The 22710-nt window shown below is 67.1% G+C and carries 21 protein-coding genes; 7 read left to right on the top strand and 14 right to left on the bottom strand.

Annotation, left to right across the window (positions count from 1 at the left end):
- Positions 1-7 precede the first annotated feature (7 nt).
- The 4 genes from purF to QRN13_RS14340 all read left to right on the top strand — a co-directional run bounded on the left by purF (position 8) and on the right by QRN13_RS14340 (position 3894).
- Positions 8-1513, top strand: a complete 1506-nt coding sequence (gene purF, locus QRN13_RS14355; protein ID WP_045810557.1) for an amidophosphoribosyltransferase — start codon at positions 8-10, stop codon at positions 1511-1513.
- A gap of 57 nt (positions 1514-1570) precedes the next feature.
- Positions 1571-2323, top strand: coding sequence for an SDR family NAD(P)-dependent oxidoreductase (locus tag QRN13_RS14350; protein ID WP_284878444.1), 753 nt, complete (start codon positions 1571-1573; stop codon positions 2321-2323).
- A gap of 75 nt (positions 2324-2398) precedes the next feature.
- A complete protein-coding gene (locus tag QRN13_RS14345; protein ID WP_284878443.1) occupies positions 2399-3073 on the top strand; it encodes a DUF2306 domain-containing protein in 675 nt (224 codons plus the stop codon).
- A 107-nt stretch (positions 3074-3180) separates the two neighbouring features.
- The gene (locus tag QRN13_RS14340) at positions 3181-3894 is read left to right on the top strand and encodes a LytR/AlgR family response regulator transcription factor (protein WP_284878442.1); all 714 of its coding nucleotides are present in this window, start codon (positions 3181-3183) and stop codon (positions 3892-3894) included.
- 3 nt (positions 3895-3897) lie between these two features.
- On the opposite strand, the gene QRN13_RS14335 is transcribed toward QRN13_RS14340, so the two are convergent.
- From QRN13_RS14335 to QRN13_RS14300, 8 genes are all read right to left on the bottom strand, one after another.
- The gene (locus QRN13_RS14335; RefSeq protein ID WP_284878441.1) at positions 3898-4374 is read right to left on the bottom strand and encodes an NUDIX hydrolase; all 477 of its coding nucleotides are present in this window, start codon (positions 4372-4374) and stop codon (positions 3898-3900) included.
- 4 nt (positions 4375-4378) lie between these two features.
- The gene (gene der / locus QRN13_RS14330) at positions 4379-5998 is read right to left on the bottom strand and encodes a ribosome biogenesis GTPase Der (protein WP_055754955.1); all 1620 of its coding nucleotides are present in this window, start codon (positions 5996-5998) and stop codon (positions 4379-4381) included.
- A 31-nt stretch (positions 5999-6029) separates the two neighbouring features.
- A complete protein-coding gene (locus QRN13_RS14325; RefSeq protein WP_284878440.1) occupies positions 6030-7412 on the bottom strand; it encodes an outer membrane protein assembly factor BamB family protein in 1383 nt (460 codons plus the stop codon).
- 26 nt (positions 7413-7438) lie between these two features.
- Complete coding sequence (locus tag QRN13_RS14320) at positions 7439-8269, bottom strand: tetratricopeptide repeat protein (protein ID WP_284878439.1); 831 nt, start codon at positions 8267-8269, stop codon at positions 7439-7441.
- A gap of 79 nt (positions 8270-8348) precedes the next feature.
- Positions 8349-9185, bottom strand: a complete 837-nt coding sequence (gene panB / locus QRN13_RS14315) for a 3-methyl-2-oxobutanoate hydroxymethyltransferase (protein ID WP_066551154.1) — start codon at positions 9183-9185, stop codon at positions 8349-8351.
- A 69-nt stretch (positions 9186-9254) separates the two neighbouring features.
- Positions 9255-9671, bottom strand: a complete 417-nt coding sequence (locus QRN13_RS14310) for a hypothetical protein (protein WP_017506107.1) — start codon at positions 9669-9671, stop codon at positions 9255-9257.
- The gene (locus QRN13_RS14305) at positions 9661-10218 is read right to left on the bottom strand and encodes an RNA polymerase sigma factor (RefSeq protein ID WP_284878438.1); all 558 of its coding nucleotides are present in this window, start codon (positions 10216-10218) and stop codon (positions 9661-9663) included. The genes QRN13_RS14310 and QRN13_RS14305 overlap by 11 nt, the downstream gene beginning before the upstream one ends.
- A gap of 24 nt (positions 10219-10242) precedes the next feature.
- Positions 10243-10641, bottom strand: a complete 399-nt coding sequence (locus QRN13_RS14300) for a DUF6249 domain-containing protein (RefSeq protein WP_055808381.1) — start codon at positions 10639-10641, stop codon at positions 10243-10245.
- A gap of 175 nt (positions 10642-10816) precedes the next feature.
- Between QRN13_RS14300 and QRN13_RS14295 the strand changes: the two genes are divergently transcribed.
- Positions 10817-11056 carry a hypothetical protein gene (locus QRN13_RS14295; protein ID WP_284878437.1) on the top strand — a complete coding sequence of 80 codons (240 nt, stop codon included), beginning with the start codon at positions 10817-10819 and terminating at the stop codon, positions 11054-11056.
- A gap of 7 nt (positions 11057-11063) precedes the next feature.
- Positions 11064-11873 carry an endonuclease/exonuclease/phosphatase family protein gene (locus QRN13_RS14290; protein ID WP_284878436.1) on the top strand — a complete coding sequence of 270 codons (810 nt, stop codon included), beginning with the start codon at positions 11064-11066 and terminating at the stop codon, positions 11871-11873.
- On the opposite strand, the gene QRN13_RS14285 is transcribed toward QRN13_RS14290, so the two are convergent.
- The 5 genes from QRN13_RS14285 to QRN13_RS14265 form a co-directional block, all read right to left on the bottom strand.
- Complete coding sequence (locus tag QRN13_RS14285; RefSeq protein ID WP_284878434.1) at positions 11866-12213, bottom strand: ArsC family reductase; 348 nt, start codon at positions 12211-12213, stop codon at positions 11866-11868. The two genes, QRN13_RS14290 and QRN13_RS14285, sit on opposite strands and share 8 nt — an antisense overlap.
- A 62-nt stretch (positions 12214-12275) precedes the next feature.
- A complete protein-coding gene (locus tag QRN13_RS14280) occupies positions 12276-13343 on the bottom strand; it encodes a sensor histidine kinase (protein WP_284878433.1) in 1068 nt (355 codons plus the stop codon).
- A gap of 31 nt (positions 13344-13374) precedes the next feature.
- A complete protein-coding gene (locus tag QRN13_RS14275; protein ID WP_284878432.1) occupies positions 13375-14310 on the bottom strand; it encodes a winged helix-turn-helix domain-containing protein in 936 nt (311 codons plus the stop codon).
- A gap of 372 nt (positions 14311-14682) precedes the next feature.
- A complete protein-coding gene (locus QRN13_RS14270; RefSeq protein WP_284878431.1) occupies positions 14683-15399 on the bottom strand; it encodes a hypothetical protein in 717 nt (238 codons plus the stop codon).
- Positions 15400-15453: 54 nt separating this feature from the next.
- Positions 15454-18072: a TonB-dependent receptor domain-containing protein gene (locus QRN13_RS14265; protein WP_284878430.1), complete on the bottom strand. Its 2619-nt coding sequence runs from the start codon at positions 18070-18072 to the stop codon at positions 15454-15456.
- 172 nt (positions 18073-18244) lie between these two features.
- On the opposite strand from QRN13_RS14265, the gene QRN13_RS14260 reads away from it, so the two are divergent.
- Positions 18245-19333 carry an ABC transporter ATP-binding protein gene (locus QRN13_RS14260; RefSeq protein WP_284878429.1) on the top strand — a complete coding sequence of 363 codons (1089 nt, stop codon included), beginning with the start codon at positions 18245-18247 and terminating at the stop codon, positions 19331-19333.
- Positions 19334-19491: 158 nt separating this feature from the next.
- On the opposite strand, the gene QRN13_RS14255 is transcribed toward QRN13_RS14260, so the two are convergent.
- Positions 19492-22707, bottom strand: a complete 3216-nt coding sequence (locus tag QRN13_RS14255; RefSeq protein ID WP_284878428.1) for a discoidin domain-containing protein — start codon at positions 22705-22707, stop codon at positions 19492-19494.
- Positions 22708-22710 lie beyond the last annotated feature (3 nt).

Here is a 22710-nt window from a genome sequence, read left to right as displayed (position 1 = left end):
CCCCACGATGCGCCACCATATCGCCGATCCCGTCGTTCACCGCGAGCACTGGCGCGAGCCGGAGGATGACCAGCTCCGTCTGGAGTGCGGCGTCTGCGGCGTCTGGGGCGCGGACGAGGACGAAGGCTCTTCCGTTGTCGCCCTGGGTCTTCACGCCCTTCAGCATCGCGGCCAGGAAGCCTGCGGCATCGCCAGCGTCAAGGACGAGCGCTTCTACACCGAACGCCACCAGGGCCTGGTGGGAGAGGCCTTCGGCGGCGCCGACCTGATGACGCGGATGCCCGGCCGCGCGGCCGTGGGCCACACCCGCTACTCCACCGCCGGCGGCAGCTTCCTGCGCAACATCCAGCCGATGTTCGCCGATCTGGACCAGGGCGGCATCGCCATCGCCCACAACGGCAACCTGACCAACTTCAAATTCCTGCACGCCCAGCTGGTCAGCGAAGGCGCCATCTTCCAGTCGACCTCGGATTCCGAAGTCATCCTCCACCTGATCGCGCGCAGCCGCAAAGCCAAGATTGTCGATCGCTTCACCGACGCTCTGGCCCGGATCGAGGGCGGCTACGCCTTGGTCGCACAGACCCGCACCAAGATGATCGGCGCCCGCGACCCGCTGGGCATTCGCCCGCTGGTCCTGGGCCAGTTGGGCGACGGCTGGGTTTTGGCATCCGAGACCTGCGCCCTGGACATGATGGGCGCCACCTTCGTGCGCGATGTCGAACACGGCGAGATCGTCGTCATCGACGACAGCGGCCTGCGCTCGCTGAAGCCCTTCCCCGCCCGCGCGGCGCGTCCCTGCCTGTTCGAATACGTCTATTTCTCACGCCCGGATTCGGTTGTGAACGGCCGCTCCGTCTACGAGGTGCGCAAGGAAATGGGTCGCGGCCTGGCCCGCGAACTGGGCGTCGAGGCCGACATCGTCGTGCCGGTGCCCGACTCCGGCGTACCCGCCGCTCTCGGCTACGCCCAGGAAAGCGGCATCCCGTACGAAATGGGCATCATCCGCAGCCACTATCTGGGCCGCACCTTCATCCAGCCCAGCCAGGGCGCCCGTCAAAAGGGCGTGCGCATGAAGCACAGCCCCAACAAGTCGGCCCTGGCCGGCAAGCGCGTCGTGCTGATCGACGATTCGATCGTGCGCGGCACCACCTCGCTGAAACTGGTCCGCGCCGTGCGCGCCGCCGGCGCCACCGAGGTCCACCTGCGTTCGGCCAGCCCGCAGATCCTGTTCCCCGACTTCTACGGCATCGACATGCCCGAGCGCGCCCAACTGCTGGCCGCCAACAAGACGCTGGAAGAAATGCGCGACATGTTGGAGGTCGATTCGCTCGGCTTCCTGTCCATCGACGGCCTGTATCGCGCGATGGGAGAGACCGGCCGCAACGCCGCCGCCCCGCAGTTCACCGACCACTATTTCACCGGCGACTACCCCACCCGCCTCTTGGATCGCGAGATCGAGGAAGGCGGGCGCGAGTTCGGCGCCAAACAGCTGTCCTTGCTGGTCAGCGCCTGATCGAAAGCCGAGCGCGCAGGCCTTGGCTTGAGGGCCGAGGCCGCGCTATCAGCGGCCATGTCCGAACTTCCCCTGAACGACCGTATCGCCCTCGTCGTCGGCGCCTCGCGCGGCATCGGTTACGAGAGCGCGCTGGCCCTGGCCAAGGCCGGCGCCCACGTCATTGCGACGGCGCGCACCCAGGGCGGTCTGGAAGAGCTGGACGACGCCATCTTCGCCGCCACCGGCCGCCATGCGACCCTGATCCCGTTTGATCTGGTGGACGGCGGGGCCATCGACCGGCTGGGCGGCGCCATCTTCGAACGGTTCAAGAAGCTGGACATCTGGGTCCATTGCGCCGCCACCATGGGCCCCTCGGGCCTGACGCCGGTGTCGCACGCCGACCCGCGCGAGTTCGCCAAGGTCGAAAAGACCAACTTCACCGCCGTCTATCGTCTGATCCGCTCGCTGGAGCCTCTGCTGCGCGCCTCCGACGCCGGCCGCGCCATCCACTTCACCACCAGCGTCGCCAGCGCGCCCAAGGCCTTTTGGGGCATGTACGCCGCGACCAAGGCGGGCGCCGAGGCCTTGGTGAAGGCTTGGGCCGACGAGATCGAGAGCACGCCCGTGCGCGTCAGCATCGTCGATCCCGGCCGCATGCGCACCGCCATGCGCGCCCAGGCCTATCCGGGCGAAGATCCGTCCGTCCTGCCCCACCCCTCCGAGATCGGCCCCTTGGTCGTCGAACTGTCGAACGGCGCCGCTACGCCTCCGCTGACCATCAAGTTCCGCGATTGGACCGCCGGCCCCTCCGTCGATGCCTTGATCTGAGGATTTCGTCCCTACCGGCTGACATTCGTCCCAGGCTCGTGGCGGCAGAGGGCGGGCGCCGACAAGACCGGGGCCATGACCCTGTTTTCAGCCTTCCTGATCATCCACGTCTCGACCGGACTTTGCGCCGTGCTGGTCGGCGTATTGCCCATCGTCACCCGGAAGGGCGGCCGAGCCCATCGGGCTTGCGGGCGGCTGTTTGCTGGCCTGATGACCGTCCTGCTGGTCTGCGCCTGGGCGATGACGGCGCTGCGGTTCAACACCTATTTTCTGGCCCTGTCGGCGACCGCCACCCTCAGCCTGTTCTCGGGCGTCAGGGTGTTGAGACGCAAACGGCCCGACCTGAACACCGCCGATCGGGCCCGTCCGCTGGATTGGGCCGCGACCCTGGGCGTGATCGGAATCGGCCTGTGGGTTCTCGTCCTTCAGGCCCAAGGCCGGTCGGACGGTCCCGCCACAGTCTCCGTCGCTTTGGCCGCCAGCGCCCTGATGATGGGGGCGTGGGACGTATGGCGGTTCAGCGCGCCAAAATCCTGGCCCTTTTCACCTGAGCTCTGGACCTATGAGCATCTGACAAAGATGCTGGGCGCCTATTCTGCGGTCCTGAGCGCCTTTTCAGGTAACTTCCTGACCGCCGTTCTTGCCCCTTGGAGCCAGCTCTGGCCGACCGTCCTGTTCCAATGCCTGATCGTGGTCTGGATCGCGAGATTGCTGATCCGCAAACGCCGTCGTCCCCTGTGCGTTGGCTGAGACATCCGTCCGTCGCGGCTGTCGTCGGCCTGTTCACAGGCTATAGCTATATCGCGACCGTGCTCACCGTCGCCTGGTATCTTCGGCGGGGATCGACGGACCTGTCGGTGAGCGCCTCGCTCCTCTGGGCGGCCCTGTCCTATATGCCGTGGCTGGCCGTCGCGGGCCTGACATGGGTGGTGATCCGCCGAACTGGCGCAGGGTGGCGGGCGATAGGCTGGCTGGCCGCCGTCATGCTGCTGGCCGTCCCCCTGATCGCTGGCCTGAACGCCCGCATCGACATGAGCTTCCTCAACCATGCCGGCGAGGGCGGCGAATGGCTGGCGCGGACTGTCGACCGGCTGCCGGTCGTCCTGCTTCTCTACACCGCCGTCGTCGCTGTCGGTCTGGCCGCCTTCTATTGGCGCAGCGCCCGCGATGCGAGCGACCGGATCGCCGTCCTGACCACCGCCTTGGCCGAGGCTCGCACGCTGGAGCCGCAGCAGACCCAGCGCCTGCTGGTCTCCACGGGCCGGGCGCGCACCTCGGTCGCCGTCGGCGACATCGAATGGCTCGCCTCGGCCGGCAACTATGTGGTGGTCAACTGGCACGGCAAGGAGGGTCTGATCCGCGACACGCTGCTGGCGCTGGAAGCGCGTCTGGATCCGCGCCTGTTCACCCGCAGCCACCGCTCCAGCCTTATCAACCTGGCCCGCGTCAGACAGGTTCAGCCCCTGTCCGACGGCGCCTGGCGACTGACGATGAACAGCGGCGCTGAACTGGTGGTCAGCCGCACCTACCGCGACGCGGTGCTGGAAAAACTGGGCCGCAAACTGGCGTAAGCATTATCGCTCGAGCGTCTGCAAACCCTGGACGATATCCGCCAACTCAGCCGGCCAGATCGTTTCCTTGGAATTGCGGACGTCTTCGAGGCTCCACCAGCGGTGTTCGGTCAGAACTCTCTGCTCCTCGTCCGTCCAGCCCTTGGGCGACAGGACGAAGTCGTCGGTGCGCAGCAGGAAGAACCTCTGATCCACGTCCGCCATTCGGCCGTCAGGCAGACGGAAGCTGACACGAACCTGCGCGACCTGCGGGCCGGGGTCTTCGACGATCAGGCCCGTCTCTTCGAACAGTTCGCGGCGCGCGGCGGCTTCGAAGGTTTCGCCGGCCTCGCACCCGCCGCCGGGCGTCGCCCAGAAGGCCGTGCCGGCGAGCGGTCCTTCGGCGAACACGAAGTGGAACAGCAGCACCCGCCCCTGCCCGTCCAGGATCAGCCAACGCGAGGTGGGCCGGGCGGGAAGCGCGCTCTCGGCCTCGCTCACGCCGTCACTTCTTGGCGCCGCCCTTTTGGCCCGTGCGGATCCGGCCCGAGCGCGACACCTGGCGCGCGCCGCCGCGCGCGCCCTTCTGGACCGCCACCGACGAGCCGGCCTTCTTCGACGCACTGGATTTCAGCCCGCCCAGAATCTTGGGCTGGGCCTTGCGGGTCTTCTTCTGCTCCAGCGCCTTGCCGGGCAGTTTGGACAGGGCCTCTTCCTTCTCGGCCTTCTTGACGCGGCGCGGCGCGGTCTTGGCGTCGCCCTTGTAGCGTTCGGGCCCGGACTTGGCGCCGCCCTCGGCATAGGGGTTCACGCCGCTGGACTTGACGTTCAGGCGGATCGGCGTGCCCGGAAGGTCGAAGCTCTCGCGGATCGAGTTGACCAGATACCGCTTGTAATGCTCCGGCATCGACTCGGCGCGGTTGGCCATCAGCACGAAGGTCGGCGGGCGAGCCTTGGTCTGGGCGATATACTTCGGCTTGATCCGCTTGCCGTCCACGGCGGGGGGCGGGTGCCGCTGGGTGGCCATGGACAGCCAGGTGTTCAGGTCCTTGGTCTTCACCTTGACCGACCAGGTGTCATAGGCCTGAAGCACCGCCGGCATCAGCCGCTCGACGCCGCGTCCGCTGTGCGACGACAGGGCCACGAAGGGCGAACCCTTCAGTTGCGGCAGCTTGTCCTCGGCCATACCCTTCAGCTTGGCCATGCGGGACTGGGGCTCGTCCTCCAGATCCCACTTCGACGCGACATAGACCAGGGCGCGGCCCTCGCGCTCGACCAGATCGGCCAGCTGCAGGTCCTGGGTGTCGAAGGCGTCGTCCTTGTCCATCATCAGGATGACGACTTCGGCGAAGGTGATGGCGCGGATGGTGTCGGCGACCGACAGCTTCTCCAGCTTCTCCTGCACCCGCGCCTTGCGACGCATGCCGGCCGTATCGACCAGACGGATGTTCTTGCCCTCGAACTGCCAGTCGACCGAGATGGAGTCGCGGGTGATGCCCGCTTCCGGCCCGGTCAGCAGCCGGTCGTCGCCGATCAAACGATTGATCAGCGTGGACTTGCCCGCATTGGGCCGGCCGATGACGGCGATGCGGATCGGCTTGTCCGGCTCGTCGATCTCCTCGACGAAGATGTCCTGCGAGGCCGCGACGATGGCGGCGTACAGATCGGCCATCCCCTCGCCGTGCTCGGCCGAGATGGCGACGGGTTCGCCGAAGCCCAGGGCGTGCGCCTCGCCGACGCCGCCGCCGCTTTCGCGGCTCTCGGATTTGTTGGCCAACAGGATGATCGGCTTGTGCACCCGGCGCAGGCGCTCGGCGAAGATCCGGTCCAACGACGTCACGCCCTCGCGGGCGTCCATCATGAACATGACCAGTTCGGCGTCGTCCAGCGCGGCCTCGGTCTGCTCGCGCATCCGGGCTTCCAGACTGTCGTCGGTGACGTCCTCATAGCCCGCCGTGTCGATCAGCGTCAGGTCCATGTCGCCGATGTTGCCATCGGCGTATCGCCGGTCGCGAGTCACGCCGGGGCGATCGTCGACGAGCGCCAGGCGCTTGCCGACGAGGCGGTTGAACAGTGTCGATTTGCCCACATTGGGGCGGCCGACGATGGCGACCTTCAGAGCCATGTCGGCCTTCTAGCTTAGTTTGGGCTGAAAATCAGCGGATACAGATCAGTTGGCCGTTGTCGGTCAGCACATAGAGCGCGCCGTTATAGGCGGCCGGCGCGATATAGGCGGACGCGCCCAGCTTCAGCGTCGTCTGCGCCGCGCCGGTCTTCGGATCGAAGGCGACGGCTTCGCCGAACGAATTGACCATCACCAGACGGTTGGAGGCCAGCAGCGGCCCCGACCATTGCGGGCGGAGGGTGCGACGGCCGAAGGTCAGGAAACCGCCCTCGCGGCGCTCGCGGCCCTCGTTCAGTTCGCGCGTCCAGTAGATCTGGCCCGTGTCACGGTTGGCCGTGATCAGCTGACCCGACTTGGACACCACGAAGACAGCGTCTCCGACCGGCAGGGGCGCATTCACGCCCGTCACCGGCAGCTGCCACTTGGGCTGGCCCGAACGCAGGTCCAGCGCCGACATCACGCCCGAATGGCTGACGCCATAGACCATGCCGCGGCTGATCACCGGACGGCCCGCCACGTCGCGGACTTCCGACAGGGCGCTGGTGCGGCTGGTGCGCGACAGGGTCTCTTCCCAAACCGCCTGGCCGTTCAGGGCGCTCAGCGCGACCAGCTGGCCGGAGGCGAACGGGGCGACGACGGTCGTGCCGCTGACGGCGGGGCTGGAGGCGCGCATGACGCGCGCCGGCTCGGCGATGCCGCGATAGGTCCAGTCCTGGGCGCCGGTGTTGGCGTCAAAGGCGAACAGCTGGCTGTCCACGTCCACGACGAAGACCCGGTTGCCCGAGACGGTCGGGGCGCCGTGGATCGGGGCGTCCACCTGCTGGGTCCAGACCACCGCGCCGGTGTTGGCGTCCAGCGCCGTCATCGAACGATAGCCGGACGAGACGAAGACCTTGCCGCCGCCCACGGCGACGCCGCCGCCGAAGCCGCCGTTGCGGTCACGATCGGCGTTCTTGACGTTGGCCTTCCACAGGATCGCGCCGGTGTCGGCCGAAACCGCCGAAACGGTCGATTCGCCGTCCAGCACGAAGATCTTGCCGTCGGCGGCCACGATCGGGGCCATGACGTTGCCGACGTGAGCCGATCCCGAGCCGACGCCCCGCTTCCACGCGATCTGGAAGTTCGGCGCCGCAATGACGTGCTCGACCAGGTTCTCGGACGTGCCGCCGGGCTGCGTCCAGGCCGTCACGGCCTGCGGACCCGGCAGGAAGAAGTCGCGACCCGACAGGGCGGCCGACGGCGACAGGCTCTGTTCGAACTCCAGCACCGAGATGCGTTGCCCGGCCGAGGCGGTCGCGCCGGCGTCTTCCTTGCCGCCGCCCAGACCGAACGGCAGGTTGCGGCGCACGGTGCCGCAGGACGCCATCGTTGCGGCGACGCCGCAGATCAGCGCGACTTTCAGAACTCGGTTCATCGGGGGCGTCCTGTAAGGGGTCGTCACTATTGGGCGGCCGGCGCGGCGGCGGGAGCCGCCTGAGCGGGTGCGGCCTGAGCCGGGGCAGCTTGGGCCGGAGCAGCCTGAGCCGGGGCAGCTTGGGCGGCCGAGGGCGTCATCGCATTCGCAGCGCCGGCGGCCGGCGGGGTCGCCTTGGCGGCGGCGTCGATGATGGGCTTGATGGCGGCTGCGGTGCCGGCGTCGATGGATTCCACGGCGATCTGGGCGCGCTGACGGATCGAGTCCGGCACGTCCTGACCCAGTTGCAGCAGCACGAAGGCCTCACGCGCCTCCTTGGTCTTGCCGTGTTGCAGGCGCGCCAGGGCCAGGGCTTCCTGGGCGAAGGCGTGCAGCGGGCGCTTGTCTTCGGCCAGCGGCGTCAGACGCGTTTCGATCTCGGCCAGCGGCGCGGTGTCCATGATCAGGAAGGCGGCCTTCAGGGCGGGCGGGTCCGACAGGATCGGATCGCTGGACGCCTTGGCGGCCTCGTCGAACAGGCGAACCGCGTCCTGGAACTTGTTGGCGCTGACGGCCAGGCCGGCCTGCTGCTGCAGGGCCAGGACCTTGTAGGCGCCATTGCCTTCCTTGATCGCTTCCTCGAAGGCGGCGCGGGCGTCCATCGGCTTGTCGGCGCGCAGGGCCTCCATGCCGCGATCATAGGCCTCGGCGGCCTTGGCGGCCTTGTTGGAGTTCAGGCTGTCCCAGCCCCACCAGCCCAAGGCGCCGATCAGGGCGACGACCAGCACCACGCCGAAAACGGGCAGCCAGGTCTTGGCCAGGCGCTTCAACTTGTCGGAGCGAAGCTCCTCCTCGACCTGCTCGAAGACATCAACCACTGAAACGTCGCCCCAAAATCGCGAAATGCAAACCGGCGCGGACCCTAGAAGGTCGGCTCCCCGCCCGCAACGTCGTCCGTTACTGCGAAGCCGGCTTTTTCGAGAAGTAGGTCTCGACTTCGGCAGGAAAACGGCGGGTTTTCACATCGCTGGCGAAAGCAGAGGCGGCGCGGTCGATCTCGGTGCGCAGATCGGCGTATTTGCGCACGAACTTCGGGGTCCAGTCGAACATGCCCAGCATGTCGTTGACCACCAGCACCTGGCCGTCGCAGGCGGCCGAGGCGCCGATGCCGATGGTGGGCGCGTCGATCGTCTCGGTGATCTCGCGCGCCAGCGATTCGGCGACGCCCTCAATGACGATGCAGAAGGCGCCGGCCTCGGCGACGGCCTTGGCCTCGGCCAGCACCCGATCACGCTCGCTCTCGGTCCGGCCCTTGGCCTTGAACCCGCCTTCGGCCAGGATCGCCTGGGGGCGCAAGCCGACATGGCCCATGACCGGAATGCCGCGCTTGACCAGGAAGGCGACGATCTCGGCCATTTCGATGCTGGTTTCCAGCTTCACCGCCTGGGCGCCCGTCTCCTTCATCACCCGCACGCAGTTGGCGTAGGCGACCTCCTTGCCGCCTTCGTAGGAGCCGAACGGCATGTCCACCACCACCATGGCCCGCTTGGCGCCGCGCATGACGGCCTGCCCGTGCAGGATCATCATCTCCAGCGTCACGCCCACGGTATTGGGCAGGCCGTGAACCGCCATCCCCAGGCTGTCGCCGACCAGCAGCACATCGCAGTGCGGATCCAGCAGGGCCGCCATCGGCGCGTCATAGGCCGTCAGGCAGACGATGGGCTCGCCGCCCTTGCGCCCCGCGATATCGGGCACGGTGATGCGTTTGACGCTCTCTTGGGTGTGGACGGACATCGCCGGGCCTCCTGACGTGAAGGGGTCAGATAGGCCCCTGCCCCGCCGGTGTCACCCTTGCAGCCGCGCTCACACGTCCTGCGACAGCTTCGCCACGCCCGCCGCCATCAGCGCGACCAGGGCCCCGGCGACGATCCAGAAGGCCATCATCCCCGAGCCGTTCATCACATCCAGCGACCCGACGCCGAGACCTTGAAGGCCCAATCCGTCCAGGCCTGATTGCGCCGCACCCTGCGCCGTGGCGGCTGCGGCCCTGAGACCTTGCGCCAAGGTCGTATCGCCGTCGGCGGTGAAGTTGATGTTCACCCCCTCGCGCACCGCCAGCACGCCGCCGATCAATCCCGCCGCCGTCAGGGTCAGGGCGCGCCAGCGCGACCGCGTCTCCATGCGCGCCTGCACCGTCGCCAGAAACAGGGCCTCGTCCGGCAGACTCGGCGCCTGGGCGAACAGCCTTTCGATCATCGGATCAAACTCGTCAGCCGACATGGACCGACCTCCCGCCTGAGCCGTGCGCCGGTTGTAGCCGCGCACGGAGTTTATCCAGACCACGTTTGACATGCGATTTCACCGTGCCAAGCGGCAAATTCATGGCTGCCGCGATTTCCGGATGCGACATCCCCGCGCCGTGGCACAGGGAGACGCAGACACGCTCGGTCTCGTTGAGCGTCTTCAACGCCTCGTCCAGGTCCATCAGACCGCCGCGGTCGACGACCACATCCGCCTGATCGGCCTCGATCTCGGCGACGTAGCGCGCCTCCTTGGCCACCCGCTTCAGATAAAGCCGCGCGGCGATCTTCTTGATCCAACCCGCAAACGTCCCCTGCCCGCGAAACTCCGCGCACCGCTGGAACCCTTGCAGAAAGGCGTCCTGCGCCACGTCGTCGGACAGGGACGGCGTCGCCCCCATCCGGCGCAGCAGCCCCCGCACCGCCGACCCGTGCCGACGCACCAGCTCGCCATACTCCCGCCGACCGCCGGCCGCCGCCTGGGCGGCCAGCTCCACATCGTGGAAGTCTCTCAATGATCTGACCATGACGTTTCCCCCTTCCGGCGGACGTCAGTCTTTGTTCGGGTTGAAGAAGCCCAGGATGATGAAGGCGACGCCGATGGCTGCGGGAATACATGCGATGCCCAGCAACGCGCCCTGGCCATTGCCGCCCCAGACGTGCGTCGTGCCCTGAACGACGATGCCGAACCCGGCGATGCCGATACCGCTCGCCAGGCTGAGCACGCCCTTGCGAATGTCCTTGCTGCGCGACGGCAGCCCCTTCTGCACATCCTTGGTCATCACATCGAGCAGTTCGGGCGGCAGTTCCTGACCCTTGTCGACGGCGAGACGCACGGTCTCCTGCATGTCGCGCTTTTCGCGGTACTTCAGGAAGGTGGGGCCGAAGACGATGGCCGTAATCGTGCCGAAGACGGCGAAGATGGCGAAGATCGGAATGAAGTCTTCCATGTCGAGTATCCCTTGAACCGTTGCAGCAGCCTGATGCGGCGGCCTTCTGATCACAAGAGGCTGGCCGACGCCTCAACGGATGCGCGTCGTTGCGTGAAATCTTCGTAAGGTCGCCGTTTCGGCCGCCGCCGGTTCGGTCTAGGGTCCGGTTTCATCAATCTCAGGAGCGCGTCCCATGGCCCATGTCACCTATCGCATCGTCGAGCATGACGGCGGCTGGGCCTACAAGTCCGGCGACACCTATTCCGAAACCTTCGCCAGCCACGACGACGCCAAGGCCGCCGCCGTGCGCGTCTCGCGCGAACAACGCGTGCCGGACCAGACCGCCGCGATCGAATACGAGACCGCCGCCGGCGAGTGGGTCACCGAAAGCGCCGACGGCCACGACCGCCCCTCGACGGACGTCGAGGGCTGAGGCCGAGATGATCCACCGTCGCACCCTGCTGGCCGCCGCCGCTCTCGCGCCGCTGGCAGGCTGCGCCACGGCCCCAAAGTCTAAGACGCCCACCGAGCTGAAGCTCGTCACCTTCAACATCTGGCACAACATGGGCGACTGGGCCGCCCGCCGTCCGCTGCTGATCGCTGCGCTGAAGGCCCAGGACGCCGACGTCATCGCCCTCCAGGAGGTGCTGGAGGACGCCAATGTCGGGCTGGAGAACCAGGCCCGGATGCTGGCGCGCGAGCTGGGCGGCTATCATGTCGCCTTCGTCTCGACCGACGCCGAGGGCGCCCCACGCCGCTACGGCAACGCCCTGCTGACCCGCCTGCCGGTTCTGGCCGAGGCCTCGACCAAGCTTGAGCCGCTCGACGATTTCCGCACCGCGCTTCGCCTTCGCGTCGCGGTCCAAGGTCGCCCGGTCGATGTCGTCGTCACCCATCTGGCGTGGCAACAGGACGCCGGCCCGGTCCGCGCCCGCCAGATCGCATCCCTGCTCGGCTGGCTGCCGCAGGACGGCACGCCCCTGATCGTCATGGGCGATTTCAATGCGACGCAGGAGGATTCCGGCCTGGCGACACTGACCGGCCCCCGCTTCTTCAGCGCCCTGCCCCGCGGCGCGGTCACGACCACCCTGAACCCGGCCAAGGGTCACCCCGAGCGCGTCATCGACCACATCTTCGTCGAACAGGCCGCCTTCACGCCCGGCGAGGCCCGCCGCTTCGGCGATACGCCGACCAACGGCGAATATCCGTCCGACCACTTCGGCGTCGTCGCGACCGTCCGGCTCAGGTAAGCGCTGAGGCGTAGGTCTCGGGCTTGAACCCCACCAGCCGCCGATTCCCCAGATCCAGCACCGGCCGTTTGATCATCGACGGTTGGGCCGTCATCAGCGCGATCGCTTTCGCCTTGTCGATGTCCGTCTTGTCGGCATCCGGCAGCTTTTTGAACGTCGTCCCGGCCCGGTTCAGCACCGTCTCCCAACCATGCTCGTCGATCCACTGGCCCAGCCGCCCCGCATCCACTCCGGCCTTCTTGTAATCGTGGAAGACGTAATCGACCCCCTGCTGCTCCAGCCAGACCCGGGCCTTCTTCACCGTGTCGCAGTTGGGAATGCCGTAGAGGGTGTAGGTCATGGGTCTCTCGAAGGTCGTGGTTCAAGCGGATCAAGCCGCTTTCGCCCCCTCGCCGAGCATCGTCAACTGTCGGTCAGACGCGACACCGGCGCTGTGAACGTCGCCGAGAACCCCTCTACGCCGTAACGAAGATCCGCGCCGCCGCACCCCAGCAGGCCTCTCGCGAGCAGTTTGACACCAAAGCCGGTCTTGAGCGGCGGATGGGCCGGCGCGCCCCCGCCTTCGATCCACGTCAGGACGAGTTGCCCCTCATCCAGCCGCCAATCGACCGAGACGCGGCCGCCAGGCTTGGCCAGCGCGCCATGCTTGAACGCGTTCGTCGTCAGCTCGTGGATGATCAAGGCGACCGTCTGCGCCACACGCGGCGACAGGTGCACCGACGGCCCCGAGATGGAAACCGGCCTGCGCACCAGATTACCGACCGCGTCGCGAACAATCTCACCGAGGTCGCCGCCATTCCACGCCTTTTCATCCAGCGTCTGCTGGGTCTTGGCGATGGCGTTCAGTCGCTCGTCGAAACGCTCCAGCACATCCCGATCGACGCCCGACAAGGTGCTGCGGGCGACCGCTTGAACCAGCGCGAGCGTATTCTTCACCCGGTGGCCGCATTCGTCGACCAGCATCTGCCGGTGTTGCTCGCCCCGCACCCGCTCGGTCGTTTCGATGGCGATATTGAGAATGCCGACGATCGCGTCGCCGTCCCGCACGGGGCTGTAGGACAGCACCCAGCAGGTGTCTTCCGAATAGCCGTTTCGAACCATCGTCAGCGGCAGGTCTTCCAGAAAAACGGTTTCGCCTGCCAGCGCGCGCTCCGTCAGAGGGCGCAAATCGTCCCACACCTCATGCCAGACCTGATCCAGCGGACGGCCCAGGGCGCTCGGGTGCTTTTGTCCGAGCAGCGGAATATAGGCGCCGTTGTAGAGCAAGGTGCGCTCCGGGCCCCACATGACGCTGGCCGCGAAACCCATTCCCATCATCATGTCATAGGTAATGCTCAGCGCGGGCGACCAATCGCGCTTTGGCCCAAGGGGCGTCGTCGCCCAGTCGAACGCATCAATAAGGGCTGGCATCGGTGCGGCCCCTGTTGACGACGGCATTCGACGAGCAACCGACGAATGCAGCCCCAGCATCAATCTGTGATGCAAACCTCATCATCGTCGCTCAGAACAATCGAATGGTGTCGCTTGGCCGATCGACGATCACGCCCGCGACATAGAGTTTGCGCACCAGTTGCTGCGTGCCGAGGATCGTCCGGCTTTGGAAATCGAGCCAGTTCGCGACCAGGGTCTGATCCGGCAGATTGATGTCTCTCTTGCCCGCGACCCGGATGACCAAGCCTGCCTTTTCAAGCTGACCCAGGTGCCTGCGAACCGTTTCGTCGTCCATTCTGGCGGCCTTGGCGACCTCGATCACGCTCACCGGCCCGAACGGCGGGTTCAAGGAGCCAAGACGGCCGGCGTCCGGCTCCTGAACAACCCTCAAGGCGCTTCCAGTGAGATGCGACAGCCAAAGCAGGACGTAGTGCGTCGTCAGGGTGATTTCGGGCTTCAGCGATCGGGCGTGCTGGATGCCTTTAAGGACGTGCGCCGTCATCAGCCGCGTCGCCAAGCCTGCGACTGGCCAGGCTGGCGTGACGACCCGGTCGCCGTCGCGGGCGCCGCATGCATTCAGCATCGCCAGCCCATCGACGAACTCCACCGTGGCCAGAAGGAAGGCTTCCATCGCGGACTTGAACGGCTTCGACTGCGACACCTCGGCGCGCAAGACGAAACCGCCGTCGGTCCGCACCAGCACGCCCCGCTCCACCAATCCCGCCAGTTTGGTGCGTGCGCTCTCGCGCGGCACGCCCAGGGACATGGCGATGCTGATTGCGTTCACAGGCCGCCGCAGGGCGTTCGGCAAAATGCCGGCTCCAATGGAAGAGTCGCGCGCCGCACCTTCGTCGTCGGCGCCTCTGACGTTTGCATCCACGACGCCCGCGGTCAGCAGGGCGGATATCAGATCCTCGTCGATCCAGGTGCGGGATGCGGCGATGAAATCGAGGGTCAGCTTCGTATTCAGCCAAGCGACCTGAGCGGCCTGTAAACGCAGAGACATTGGCGGACCGTTTGAGGCTTCGACGAACACTGTCGCCCTCGCTCGCGCGCCTGTCGACAAGGCAACTACCGAAAATGAGGTTTCGGGACAGATGCGGAGCGACGACCGATCCACGCACAAAGGCGCAGCCTTGCCGTCATTGTTCGCCGACAAATCCCTTTCAGTGTCGGGCGCTTAGAGACGGCCTTCGTCAATCGACCTGACGCATCCCCGAACGGGACTATGATGTCGACGGGTCTTTGAAAACAGCAGCGCTCAGGAATTGGACCACCTTGCACTTTGCACGCCTTTTTCCCGCGCCGTGCAATTTCGCTCGGTCGCTGATTTCAGACGAATTAGACGAATTGGACGGTGTTTTTGTCAGGCGACCGTCTAGGCCGCGAATCCGGCGAAGACGCCGATGACCATCACGATAAAGGTCGCGACGACGCTGGACAGGCCGATGGCGATCATCACGACCAAGGCCTTGGCCAGGCCCGGGACCACGCCCCGATACCACCGTCCCCGCCCCATCCGCATGAAGGCCCCGATGCCCAGCACCAGCGTCAAAAGGCTGCACGCGGCAGCCAGCGGGCCGGGGCTGAACATGAACCAGGCCAGCGGCAGCATCGGCACGGTCCAGGCGTTCAGATAGGCGAAGGCCGCGCGAAACCCGCATCTCAGGCCCAGGTCCTCGGCATCCCACAGGCGAAACAGCGGCATGGCCGCCAGGGCGTAGAGCGGCGCCATGATCGGCACGGCCACCAGCGACATCCAGCCGTCGGCGTCCGACATGAAGACGTCGCGCGACTTGCCCGCTTCCTGAAGCAGGGGGTTCAGCACCTCGGCCGGCATGCCTTCCAGGTAGAAGCTCAAGCCCCCGCGCAGAAAGACGATCAGCATCAGGATCGCGTTCAGCGCCAGATACAGCTTCAACGGCTTGGCGTAACGCCCGCCCCCGGTCGGCCCCTCGATCATCCAGGCCTGCAGCACCAACCGGGGCCGCACCAGCAGGTCGCGCGCGGTCCGCACCTCCGCGCCGCCAAAGCCCAGCGCGTCCTCGGACAGGTCCTTGAACGCCTGCTTGCGCGTCGTCTCGCCGTCGGTCATCGGATTCTCCCCTAGGGGATGCATACACCGCCCGGTTGACCGCGCAACCGCCGATCAGAACCGCTTGCTCAGACCGATGCTGACCACCCGTCCGCGCGGATCGGCCACGACCGGGTCATAGCCCAGGGCGAACTGCGCCAGCGGCGGGACCTTATCGGCCACATTGACCACCCCGACCGACAGATCCAGGTCAGCGCCGATCGTGCGGCTGTAGAGCAGGTCGACCGTCGTCTGGCTGGCGATGCTGGCGTCGGTGATGCCGCTGCGGTCATTGGCGTATCCGTCGGTATAGTGGACCAGGGCCGTCACCGCGTTCGGCCCGCCGCTCCAACCCAGGGCGAATTCCCCCCGATTGCGTGGCAGGGACCGGCCGATGTTGTTCAGGTTGGTCGAACCGACGCCCGACACCTTGGCGGCCGACGCGTCCAGCCGGATGTCATAGGCGTCCACATAGGTCCAGGTGGCCGAGGCCGTCGCCTCCCCGCCCCACAGGCCGCGCCGATAGCGGGCCGACAGGTCGATCCCTTGGGTCTCGATGGACGAGGCGTTGACGAAATACAGCTGCACGAAGGTCAGGGCGCCGCTGGCCGAGCGGGTGATGCGGCTCTGCACCTCCGTGCCGGTCCGCCCCGCCGCCGTATCGGCCGCCGCCTGGTTGATGATGGCCTGGGCCGACTCCTTGACCACCTGGTCAGCATAGTCGAACCGCCAGGCGTCCACGCCCAGTTCCAGCCCGTTCATCGGCGTCCAAACTGCGCCCAGGTTCAGGCTCTCGGACTTCTCGGGCTTCAGGTCGGCCCGGCCCGAGGTCAGGGTGTTGACGAAGACGAACGCCCCTCGGTCGAACACCGACGGCTGCGACGCCTGCGCCCCCGACTGGGCATAGACCGACGGCGCCCGGAACCCCTGCCCCCACGACGCGCGCAGGGCCAGGGCGTCAGTGACGTCCCAACGGATCGCGGCCTTGGGGCTGAAACGACCCTCGTTGCCGTCATAGGATTCGTAGCGTCCGGCCAGCTGCGCCTCGATCCGGTCGCCCAGATGGAGGCGGGCTTCGGCAAAGGCGGCCAAGGCTTCCTGATCGCCCTCGAAATCCGGCGACACGCCCGCCGTCAGCAGGTCGCCCCGGTTCACCAGATCGCTCCAGTCGTGACGGAAGCCGCTGCGGCGATACTGGGCGCCGACGGCGAGATCGACCGACCCGCCGGCCCAGGCCAGGGCCTCTCCGCTGGTCGAGGCGTCCGCCGTCGCCAGGGTCGCCGCGCCCCGCAGGCCGGTCGAGCCGATCAGGCTGTCGATCAGGGCGGCGCTGTTCGCCGTCCCGGTTCCCAGATAGGCGCTGCCAAACGGGTTGAAATACTGGCAACCCCCGACGCCGGGCGTCCCCGTCGCCGGATTGCAGCCCGCTCCACCCAGGCCGTTCAGCGCATTCTGCAAGGCGCTCCCGATGGTGTCGGGCTTGTCATAGGCGACATGCTGACGGCTGCTGGTCGCCGACAGGTTCCAGGTCCAGCCATTGCCGAAGCGCCCATCCAGCCCGGCCGCCAGCCGCCAGGTGCGATAGACGAACTCGGCCTGCGACGCGCCGGCCTCCGCCCCCAGCAGCCGCCCCCGGAACAGCACCGCCTCGCCGAACGGATTGTCAGGATGGGTCGCCGGCACCGTCAGCGACCGCGCCAGGATCGGCAGCGACGGCGACTGGCGCGCGATGGTGTTGGTCGCCGACCACGCCCCTTGCAGCGACAGGGTCATGTCGCCCACAGGCCGCCGGTAGTCCGCGAACAGCTGCGTGCGCGTCTCCTCAGGGGCCAGATCGAAGAAGTCCGAATAGTCCAGCCGGCAGAAGGCGTCCGTGGGCGAGTTCAGATAGGCGCTGCCGAACGCCGGATTGCCGCACGCCGGATCGGGCGAAAAGCCATTGCGGATGGGTCGGAAATAGGAGCCCGGCTGGCCATAGCTGGTCACAGCCGTCCAGGCGGCGCGGCCATAGCGTTCGGCCTGGGTGAAGTTCCGCTCGTCCGACCCCAGGGCCGAACGATGGAAATGCGAGGCCGCCAGCGTCAGGTCTCCGCCCAGCAATTTCAGCCCGCCAATGGCCTCGATCACGCTCTCTTCCGACCCGTCGGCGACGGCGTATTTGGCGCTGATCTCGGGACGGTCCACGCCCCGCCGGGTGATGAAGTTGACCACGCCCGCCACCGCGTCCGAGCCATAGACGGCCGAGGCGCCGTCCTTGACCACCTCGACCCGCTGAAGCGCGATCATCGGCACCAGCGAGTTGATGTCGACGAAGCCCGAGCCGTCCGTCGCCACCACGGCGCTGTTGGTCCAGCGCTGTCCGTCCACCAGGACCAAGGTCGAGCCGAGGCCGAGATTGCGGAGGTTGAACTGGGCCGTCCCCGAACTCTGCGGCTGGTTCAGCTGATCGACCTGGGCCTCCGAGCCTGAGTTGGCGGTGACCAGCCGGACCAACTGAGAGGCATCGGCGATGCCGGCGGCGGCGATTGTTTCGCGGGCCACAGTCTCTACCGGGGCGATCCGCTCGCCGCCTGCGATGCGGGAGCCGGTGACGACCACATCGTCCACGCGCGACGCCTCTTGGGCCTGGGCGGCCGCAGCCGTCGCCAGCCAAGCGATCGAGGCTGTCGCCATCAAGAAGTTGCGTTGCGTCATTCGGATGCTCCCCGCGATTGGCAGCGGGCTTCTATCCATCGCTTCGATTTTGCGAAAGCCTAATTTTGCAGTTTTGCAATTTCAGTTGGCGGCAAGACATCGTGCGCCATTGATCCCGTGATGTAACCGGTTACGGTGCGGCAAAACAGAAACGGTCAGGAAAGCAGGAAGCATGGCGAACGTCCGTCTGGTCGACGTGAAAAAGGCGTTCGGCGCCGTCGAGGTGCTGAAGGGCGTCGATCTGGAGATCGCCGACGGCGAGTTCATCGTCTTCGTAGGCCCGTCGGGCTGCGGCAAGTCCACCCTGCTGCGCACCATCGCCGGTCTGGAAGAGGCGACGACAGGCCAGGTTCTGATCGGCGACCGCGTGGTCAATGACCTGTCGCCCTCCGACCGCGGCATCGCCATGGTGTTCCAGTCCTATGCGCTCTATCCGCACATGACGGCCTATGAGAACATGGCCTTCGGACTGAAGCTGGCCAAGACGGATAAGGGCGAGATCGACCGACGCGTCCGCGCCGCCGCCGAGGCGCTCAGCATCACCGACTATCTGGATCGCAAGCCCAAGGCCATGTCGGGCGGCCAGCGCCAGCGCGTCGCCATCGGCCGCGCCATCGTGCGCGAGCCTGAGGTCTTCCTGTTCGACGAGCCACTGTCGAACCTGGACGCCGCCCTGCGCGTTCGGATGCGCTATGAGTTCGCGCGGCTGCACGCCGAGCTGAAGACCACCATGATCTACGTCACCCACGACCAGGTCGAGGCTATGACCCTGGCGGACCGCATCGTGGTGCTGAACGGCGGCCGGATCGAGCAGGTCGGTGCGCCGATGGACCTGTACGAACACCCTGCCAATCTGTTCGTCGCAGGCTTCATCGGCAGCCCCAAGATGAACCTGCTGGCCGCTGAGATCGTGGAAGCCTCGGCTGCTGGAGCTACGGTGAAGACGTCCGCAGGCGAGACGATCCGGGTGTCGGTTGGCGCCGCCTCGGCCAAGCCGGGCGATGCCGTCACCCTGGGCGTCCGTCCCGAGCATCTGACCACGACCGGCGACGGCGATGCGCTGACCGCCGAGGTCATGTTCGTGGAAACCCTGGGTGCGACGACCATGGCGCACCTGAAGCATCCAGCGTCCGAAGACGCGCTGACGGTTCAGCTGGCCGGTGAACTCCGCGCCAAGGCGGGCGAGCGCCTGACGCTGCACGTCCCCGCGAAACAAGCGCATCTGTTCGACGCGGCCGGTAAGGCGTTCCAGAGGCTCTGATCCCTCTCCCATTGGGAGAGGGCTTGAGCGCACGAGAGCGTTAGCGATCGTCCTTCGCGCGAAAGGGTGAGGGTCTGATGGTGCGACCTAGCCTACCGGCCGCCCTTCATCCAGCCCTTCGGGCCACCTTCTCCCAATGGGAGAAGGGACGCAGGTGGTCAGCGCAGTTCCACCCGCCGCGCCCCTGCCGGAATGACCAGTTCATCACTCGACCACGTCGCTGAGCGGCCGTCGATCCGAACGCGCTCCGGCCGCCCCTGCCCCTCCGGCCATTGCAGAACGAAGCCGCCCGGCGGCGTCGCGCCGTCGCCCAGGGTGAGCACATAGCCCTGCCGTTCCTTGCGATAGGCGTAGGTCAGCGGCCCATAGGCGGTGCGCAGATTCCGCACGCCGACGCCTTCTTCCGTATCCAGCCACGCCTCCGGCACGCCCGCCGCCAGCACCAGGGCGTGATCGCGGTCCCGCTCGTAGGCGAACAGATCCAGCGCCGAGCGGATATAGTCGGAGCTGATCCAGGCGTGCGGCATGTCGCCGATGAAGCGCGGCTCGCGCTTTTCGCGCCCCACCACCTCGGCCCAGCCGTTCCAGGCCTCGGGCCTGCGGTCGGCCATCAGGAAGTCCAGCACATCCAGCGCTCGGTCCTTCTGACCCAGCCGCACATAGGCGCCGACCAGCCGCCATTCGTAGGGGGTGTAGTCCTTCCACGCCGTGCGGTTGGTCAGACGGTTCTGGAAGTTTTCCCAGTAGCGATCAAAGGTTCGCGCCAGAAGCTCGGGCGGCAGATTATCCCGTTCGCCCGCTGGCGACAGGGCGATGGTGGTCGAGGTGGCGTCGAAATCGCCCCGGTCCGCAGCCCCAGCGATCCAGTCGATGCCATGATGGGCCGCCGTCGCCCTGATCGACGCCCGGATGTCGGCGGCGAACTGATCCCGCGCCGCCGCATAGCGAGCGGCGGCGTCCGCATCGCCCAGAGTTTCGGCGATGAAGACCGCGTCCTTGTAGCCCAGCAGGCCCCAGAAGTCGTCCCAGTAGGAATAGGCCGCCTTGTCCGAATAGCCCTCGTGACTGATCGTCGGCGGCAGCAGGCCGTACAGGTGACGCTGGTCCGGCGTCTGGAAGGCCGCCGTCCGGGTCGAGGCGCGCAGCTCGTCCATATAGGCGATCGCCTTTTGTACCTGCGGCCAGACTTGGCGCAGCAGGGCGTCGTCCTTGGTGTAGCGATAGGTTTCGGCGGCCAGAAAGACGAACTCGCCGTGGCTGTCGTTCTCGGGCACCGGATCGGCGCCGCGCGCATCGACGCAGCACGGGACCTTGCCGTTCTCGAACACATAGGGGGCGTACCAGCGCAGATAGTCGGCGGAATGCTCGGCCATGCCCAGCCGGTTCAGCCCCTCGGCCATCATGGCCCCGTCGCGGATCCAGGAGCGGTTGTAGCTGCGGGTTCCCGGCTGAAGGATCGGCCCCTGACGCGACATCAGCATATGGGCCAGCGAAGATTTTAGCGCGTCCTCGATCCGCTGGGCGGCGGGCGGCAAGGTCAGGTCCACCCGATCCAGTTTCGCGCGCCATTCGGCCGCCAGCCGGCTCTCGACAGGACCCAGCACAGCCGCCGCCTGCCCCACGGGCTCGGGCGCCAAGGCGTCGCCGGATAGCTGCGACACCCATCCGACCGTGCGCGTCTCGCCGGATTGCAGCGTCAGCTCATAGGTCAAGGCGCCAGCGGCCAGACCCGTGGCGTCGGTCGTCGCCATGACCTCGCCCGCAGGTCGCCGCGCGGATGGCAGGATCAGGGACTGCGGATCGCTGCCGGCATCGAAGGTCGCCAACGCGACCTGATCCGGGGCCGCCAACGGCTGCATCCGCACCGTGTCGTTCAGCTTCAGTTCGGCGCCGTCCCAGCCGATCGTCTCCACCGGGCTGACGCCGCCTGGAATGGCCAGGAACTGACGCGGCGCATTGACCTGCATGGGGCGTGCGGCCAGGGCCAGGATCAGGGTGCGCGGCCGGCTGGAGGTGTTGGTCAGGTCGTAACGGGCCCACAGCTGCGCCTGATCGGGCGGCCCGTCGGCGAAGCTGGTGATCTTCAGCGTCCAGTCGTCGGCGGTCCAGGTCACGGACGGGATGGGCAGGTCGCCGTCCTTCAGCCCTTGTTCGATATTGACGTCGGCCCAGGTGATCAGCCGCCCGTTGTCGACGACGAACGGCTCGATGCTGGGTCCGGCGCGGCGCAGCTCGATGGCGCCGTCCTCGCCGATCAAGCCGCTCTCGCCGCCTCCATCGACACCGACCAGGGTCCAGTATGACTGCTCGCCGGAGAAGCCGCGCGGGTAAAGGCCGCGCCGGTTCTCCTTGGCCACCGCCTCAAGGAACACTGTGGGATCTGCGCCAAACGTCAGCGGTTCGACCTCGATCTCGTTCAGGGCATAGGTTGTCGCCTGGGTCGCGCCCAGTCGTTGGCCCGCGCCGGATGAACCGACCACGTCCGGCGCCGGAGCGGGCTTCAGCGGTTCCAGTCTCAGCCAGCGCGCCGCCGCCTCGGGCGTCCTCAGCCAGTCAATGCCGCCATTGCCGCCCGTGACTGTCGTCAGCGGCCGCCAGTCGCGTCCGTCCAGAGAGGTAGAAACGCGATAGTCGCTCGCCGCCCCCCGCTCGCCCCACCGCAGGGTCAGGCCGCCAAACTCGCGCTCGTAGCCCAGGTCCAATGTCAGGGCCGACGCCTCGCCCACGGGCGGGGTCCAGGCGGTTTTCGGGTCGAGATCGACGGCGTTGGCTGCTGTCGACGCAGTGCGTCCATCGTTGCCGATCGGCTGAGGCGGGACAGGCGGATCGACCGGCAGGGCGCGCAGGGTCAGTTGGTCAATCTCGACCGAGCCCTTGCCGCCCTCGGCCGCGACCACGACGAACTCGACCCGCTCGGCGCGACGCAGGATGGTTTGAGGGGTTGGTCCCCAGGCTTTGGAGACCTGACGGCGTTTAATCACGAACCGGGTCCAGCCGTCGGGAAAGTCGTAGCGCGCCGTCTGCTTCCACCAGACATTCTCGGCCGAGGCGTCCGTCAGCTTGACCTCGAAGGTATTGGTCGGCCCGGCGCCCCTCACCCAGAAGCTGATCTCGTAGTTCTCGGGCAGGTCGAACGGCAGCGCGCGGCTGAGCACCGCATAGCCCGCCTTGCCGTCGAAATCGTAGTCGAGCCGCACCGCTTTCCCGTCATGGCCGGCGACGGCGGAGACGGCGGCGTGAACGTCGGTCGAGGCGCTGGCCTCCCACCGCGTCGCATCGTCCATGTTGTCGAGAACACGCGTTTCCTGGGCGACGGCGGGCGCGGCCAGAGCGAGGGTCAGGACCGAGGCGGCGGCCAGCAGGAGGTTACGCATCGA

This window comes from Brevundimonas sp. MEB006b (genome assembly GCF_030209705.1).
GTDB lineage: Bacteria > Pseudomonadota > Alphaproteobacteria > Caulobacterales > Caulobacteraceae > Brevundimonas.
This window is presented reverse-complemented; position numbering and strand designations above follow the sequence as displayed.